This window comes from Streptomyces sp. rh34 (assembly GCF_002551245.1).
GTDB lineage: Bacteria > Actinomycetota > Actinomycetes > Streptomycetales > Streptomycetaceae > Streptomyces.
Genome location: NZ_NTGZ01000564.1, coordinates 1 through 851 on the forward strand (window position 1 = coordinate 1; position 851 = coordinate 851).

The 851-nt window shown below is 72.4% G+C and carries 1 protein-coding gene; it reads right to left on the reverse strand.

Annotation, left to right across the window (positions count from 1 at the left end):
* A partial coding sequence (locus CR470_RS38220; protein WP_257139079.1) for a condensation domain-containing protein occupies nucleotides 1–851 on the reverse strand: 851 nt, incomplete at both ends.

Sequence of the window (851 nt, forward strand, 5' to 3'; positions counted from 1 at the left end):
GGTGTCGGTGCGCAGGACCAGCGTGTTGACGAAGAACCCGATCAGATCGTCGAGCGCCTCGTCGGTACGGCCCGCGATGGCCGTGCCGATCGGGATGTCGTCTCCTGCGCCCAACTTGCTGAGCAGCGCCGCGAGCCCGGCCTGGAGCACCATGAAGACGCTGGCCCGGTGCTCGCCCGCGAGGTCGTTGACCGCGCGGTGCAGGTCGGCGTCGAGCGAGAAGGCGACGCGCCCGCCACGCCCGCCGGCGACGGCGGGGCGGGGGCGGTCGACGGGCAGGGAGAGCTCTTCGGGGAGGCCGGCGAGGTTGTCGGTCCAGTAGGCGAGCTGCTGGGAGATGGGGCTCCGCGGGTCCTCCTCGGAGCCCAGCACCTGCTGCTGCCAGAGCGTGTAGTCCGCGTACTGCACAGGCAGCGGCGTCCAGTCCGGCGCCTCGCCGGCCCGCCGCGCCGCGTAGGCGTCGGCCAGGTCACGGGCGAGCGGGGCCATCGACCAGCCGTCACCCGCGATGTGGTGCAGCACCAGGAGCAGGACGTGCTCCCGCTCACCCAGCTCGAACAGATGCGCCCGCAGAGGCAGTTCGACCGCGAGGTCCATGGCGACCCGGACGGCCGCGGACAGCGCGTCGTCCAGCTCGTCCTCGCTCGTCCGGACGGTGTCGAGCCCGATCTCCACCGCGGTGGGGTCGAGCACGACCTGGTGGGGGACGCCGTCGGTGTCGGGGAAGACGGTGCGCAGGCTCTCGTGGCGGGTCACCAGGTCGGCGATGGATGCCTGCAGCGCCGCGCGGTCCAGATCACCGGTCAGACGCATCGCGATGGGCAGGTTGTAGGCAGCGCTCTGCCCGTCGA